Annotated in this window: 4 protein-coding genes and 1 pseudogene; 2 read left to right on the forward strand and 3 right to left on the reverse strand. The window is 70.9% G+C overall.

Annotated elements, in window-relative coordinates; all coding sequences use genetic code 11:
• Positions 1-305, reverse strand: a pseudogene (locus tag G3I40_RS09350) (hypothetical protein); the annotation flags it as partial.
• Between the two features lie 145 nt (positions 306-450).
• On the opposite strand from G3I40_RS09350, the gene npdG reads away from it, so the two are divergent.
• On the forward strand, positions 451-1,164 hold the full coding sequence (npdG, locus tag G3I40_RS09355; RefSeq protein ID WP_164301694.1) for an NADPH-dependent F420 reductase: 714 nt from the start codon (positions 451-453) through the stop codon (positions 1,162-1,164).
• Positions 1,165-1,273: 109 nt separating this feature from the next.
• A complete protein-coding gene (locus G3I40_RS09360; RefSeq protein ID WP_164301695.1) occupies positions 1,274-1,465 on the forward strand; it encodes a hypothetical protein in 192 nt (63 codons plus the stop codon).
• Positions 1,466-1,468: 3 nt separating this feature from the next.
• Here the strand turns inward: G3I40_RS09360 and G3I40_RS09365 are convergent, their stop codons facing one another.
• Both G3I40_RS09365 and G3I40_RS09370 read right to left on the reverse strand, forming a co-directional pair.
• The gene (locus tag G3I40_RS09365) at positions 1,469-2,227 is read right to left on the reverse strand and encodes a hypothetical protein (RefSeq protein ID WP_164301696.1); all 759 of its coding nucleotides are present in this window, start codon (positions 2,225-2,227) and stop codon (positions 1,469-1,471) included.
• Between the two features lie 92 nt (positions 2,228-2,319).
• Entirely contained in the window at positions 2,320-3,123 is an 804-nt protein-coding gene (locus tag G3I40_RS09370) for a site-2 protease family protein (RefSeq protein WP_164301697.1), read from the reverse strand.
• Positions 3,124-3,431: the final 308 nt, after the last annotated feature.

Here is a 3,431-nt window from a genome sequence, read left to right on the forward strand (position 1 = left end):
AGCGTCTCCCCGCGCCGCGCCGCCGCGAGGCGCCCGAGCCCGACCGCCAGATGAGCCGGGTCGTCCGGCCGGGCCGCGTGCCTGACCAGGGTCGGGGACAGCTCCGGAGTGCCGGACCAGGCCGCCTCGTCCACCAGGTGTGCGGCCAGATGCCACGGCTCGTAGTCCGGGCCGCCCACAAGGAGCAGCCCGCCGCCGTGCGCGGCGACCGAGGAACGCAGCGTGCCGGCGAAGCGGCGGGTGGCAGCCGGCCATTGCGTTCCGGCGAGAACCTCTCGGAGCAGGGCTACACGTACGGCGTCCATGACGTCGCATGCTGCCTCAAGTGGCCTCATCGGACGGCCCGTTCACCGGAACACCGCCCGAACGGGGCGCGGCAAGCAGGCGGCGTCCGCACGAGGATGCCGAGGGCCGCACTCCCCGGGCCGTACGCCTGAGTAAGGTCGCTCCATGACTACCAATGACAGTGCGCAGACCACCCCGAAGGCCCCCGCCAAGGACCCCTGGGACCTGCCCGACGTGTCCGGGCTCGTCGTCGGCGTGCTCGGCGGGACCGGGCCGCAGGGCAAGGGCCTCGCCTACCGGTTCGCCCGCGCCGGGCAGAAGGTGATCCTCGGCTCGCGCGCCGCCGAGCGCGCACGGGCCGCCGCCGACGAACTGGGCCTCGGCATCGAGGGCGCCGACAACGCCGAGTGCGCACGGCGCAGCGACGTCGTGATCGTCGCCGTGCCGTGGGACGGACACGGCGCGACCCTCGAAGCGCTGCGCGAGGACCTCGCCGGCAAGCTCGTCATCGACTGCGTCAACCCGCTCGGCTTCGACAAGAAGGGCGCCTACGCGCTCAAGCCCGAGGAGGGCAGCGCCGCCGAGCAGGCCGCCGCGCTGCTCCCGGACTCTCGGGTCACCGCCGCCTTCCACCACCTGTCGGCCGTACTGCTCGCCGACCCGGAGGTCGAGGAGATCGACACGGACGTGATGGTCCTCGGCGAGAGCCGCGCGGACACCGACCTCGTCCAGGCCCTCGCCGCGCGTGTCCCCGGCATGCGCGGCGTCTTCGCCGGCCGCCTCAGGAACGCCCACCAGGTCGAGTCCCTGGTCGCCAACCTCATCTCCACCAACCGCCGCTACAAGGCCCACGCGGGCCTGCGCGTCACGGACGTATAACGGCCCTTCTTTACGTTTTCCGTACGTTCAGGGCGCGTTCAGGCGTCAGCGGGGCATGGGGGACACTGGTCGGCGAACACCGAGCCGTTGCCCATTGGAGCCGAACCCCATGCCCCGCATCGCCCTCTTCGCCCTCGCCGTCTGCCTCCTCGCCGTCGTGGCCGCCGTGGTCTCCTTCGTCCAGGGCAGCTTCCTCGGCATCGTGTGGGTCCTCATCGCGGGCATCACGTCGAACATGACGTGGTTCTACGCGCGCAAGGCCAAGGCGGAGAAGGCGCAGGCGCCGACGTCCGGCGCCTGACGGTCAGGCCTGCCCGGCGCCGCCCGCGGCGATCTTCTCCAGGTCGACGGTCTCGCCGGCCGGCGGTGCCTGCGGGCGGACCGCCTTGCCGTAGTCGCTGAGCGTGGCGGTGTTCGGCTCCTTCCCGCCCGTCGCCGTGGTCCGCAGGATGTACGGCTTGCCCTCCGTGGCCACGTAGAGCGCCAGCGTCCGGCCGTCCGACGTCTTCCTCGTGAGCCGGACCGCCTTCGCGCCGTCGACGGTGGTCGTCGACCCCTTCTTCATGCCGGTGCGCTCCGACTTGTTCTCGTCCATCGAGGCCACCAGGCCCTGCTTGTCGCACAGGCCCTGCGTCATGGAGTCGTCGGCGGGCGCCTTCACCCACTTGTCCTTCAGTTTCGGGACGACCTTGTCGCCGCCGGGCTGCCCCTTCAGGGCCGTCCGCCAGTACTGCTCGTCGCCCCGCAGGTACAGCGTGCCGTCGGTGTGCCGTATGTCGGCCCGGCTGCCCTCCGACCCGATGCTGCCGTCGCAGTTCTTGCTCTGGTCCACCGAGAGGTCGACGGTGACGGACGAGCCCGACTGCTGCTGCACGGTGCCCTTCATGTGCATCGAGTCGGCCTCCTTCGTCGCCTTCACGGCGTCGGCGGCGATCCGGTCGGCGCTCTTGCCCGCGAACGGCTCGTCCGAGCCCCCGCTCCCGCCGCCTGCGCATCCCGCACCGAGGGCCAGGGCCGCAGAGACTCCCACGAGCGCCGTCACCGTTCTGCTGCTGCGCTGCACGACTTCTCCTTCCGTGAGGACGGTTCGGAGGACGCCGAGTGCCCCTTTGTCCTGTCATGTCACCGGAAGGGGCTTATCCACTTACTCGCGGGTCAGGGCTGCGTGAAGGTCTGGATCTCCGGGGTGCCTTCCCAGAAGCGGTAGAAGCGCTGGCCCCAGTACGTGTCCCAGTCGGTCACGCCCAGGGAGCGCAGCACCGCGTCGATCGCGTCGAAGAACCACCCGTTGACCTGAGGGATCCACAGGATCGCGAACACGGCCAGCAGGCCGAACGGCGCGAACGGCTCCACCTGCCGCTTGATCTTGTACGACAGCCAGGGCTCGATCACCCCGTACCCGTCCAGGCCGGGCACCGGAAGGAAGTTGAGGATCGCGGCCGTCACCTGGAGCAGCGCCAGGAACCCGAGCGCGTAGCGGAACGTGTCCGGTACGCCGTCCAGCGCGTGCAGCCAGAACGGGGCGGTGCACACGACCGCGAACAGCACGTTGGTCAGCGGGCCCGCCGCCGAGATCAGGCTGTGCTTCCAGCGGCCCTGGATGCGGCCCCGCTCGATGAACACCGCGCCACCGGGCAGACCGATCCCGCCCATGATCACGAAGATCACCGGGAGCACGATGCTGAGCAGTGCGTGTGTGTACTTCAGCGGATTCAGCGTCAGATAGCCCTTGGCGCCGATGCTGATGTCGCCGCTGTGCAGTGCCGTGCGCGCGTGCGCGTACTCGTGCAGGCAGAGGGACACGACCCAGGCGGCCGTGACGAAGAGGAATACGGCGAAGCCCGGTTGCGAGGCGAAGTTCGTCCACACCGCCCAGCCGGACACGGCCGTGACCGCGACGATGCCGAGGAAGACGGGGCTGATCCGGCTGTCGCCGCGACGGGATGTGGCGGTGGTCATGGGGTGGGGCTCCCGGGGTCGCTGAGCGGTTGGCGTGTGGCGTCACTGAACGTACCCGCCGTACCCGGCAAACGCGTCGGGATACGGTCCTGGTTCCGCTCTGGACGTACCGGGCGACCGGCCCGCACGGGAGCGGGGACAATGGGCGCGTGCGCTACCGCATCCTCGGCACCACCCAGGCACTCCGTGACGACGGCACGACCGTCCCCGTCGGCGGAGCGCGGCTGCGCGCCCTGCTCACCGTGCTCGCGCTGCGGCCGGGCCGGGCCGTGCCCGCCGGCGTCCTCGTCGAGGAGGTGTGGGGCGCC

This window comes from Streptomyces sp. SID14478 (assembly GCF_010548525.1).
Classification (GTDB): domain Bacteria; phylum Actinomycetota; class Actinomycetes; order Streptomycetales; family Streptomycetaceae; genus Streptomyces.

Coding starts and splice junctions, on each gene's coding strand:
- npdG (WP_164301694.1), top strand. CDS start 451: ATGACTACCAATGACAGTGCGCAGACCACCCCGAAGGCCCCCGCCAAG.
- G3I40_RS09360 (WP_164301695.1), top strand. CDS start 1,274: ATGCCCCGCATCGCCCTCTTCGCCCTCGCCGTCTGCCTCCTCGCCGTC.
- G3I40_RS09370 (WP_164301697.1), bottom strand. CDS start 3,123: ATGACCACCGCCACATCCCGTCGCGGCGACAGCCGGATCAGCCCCGTC.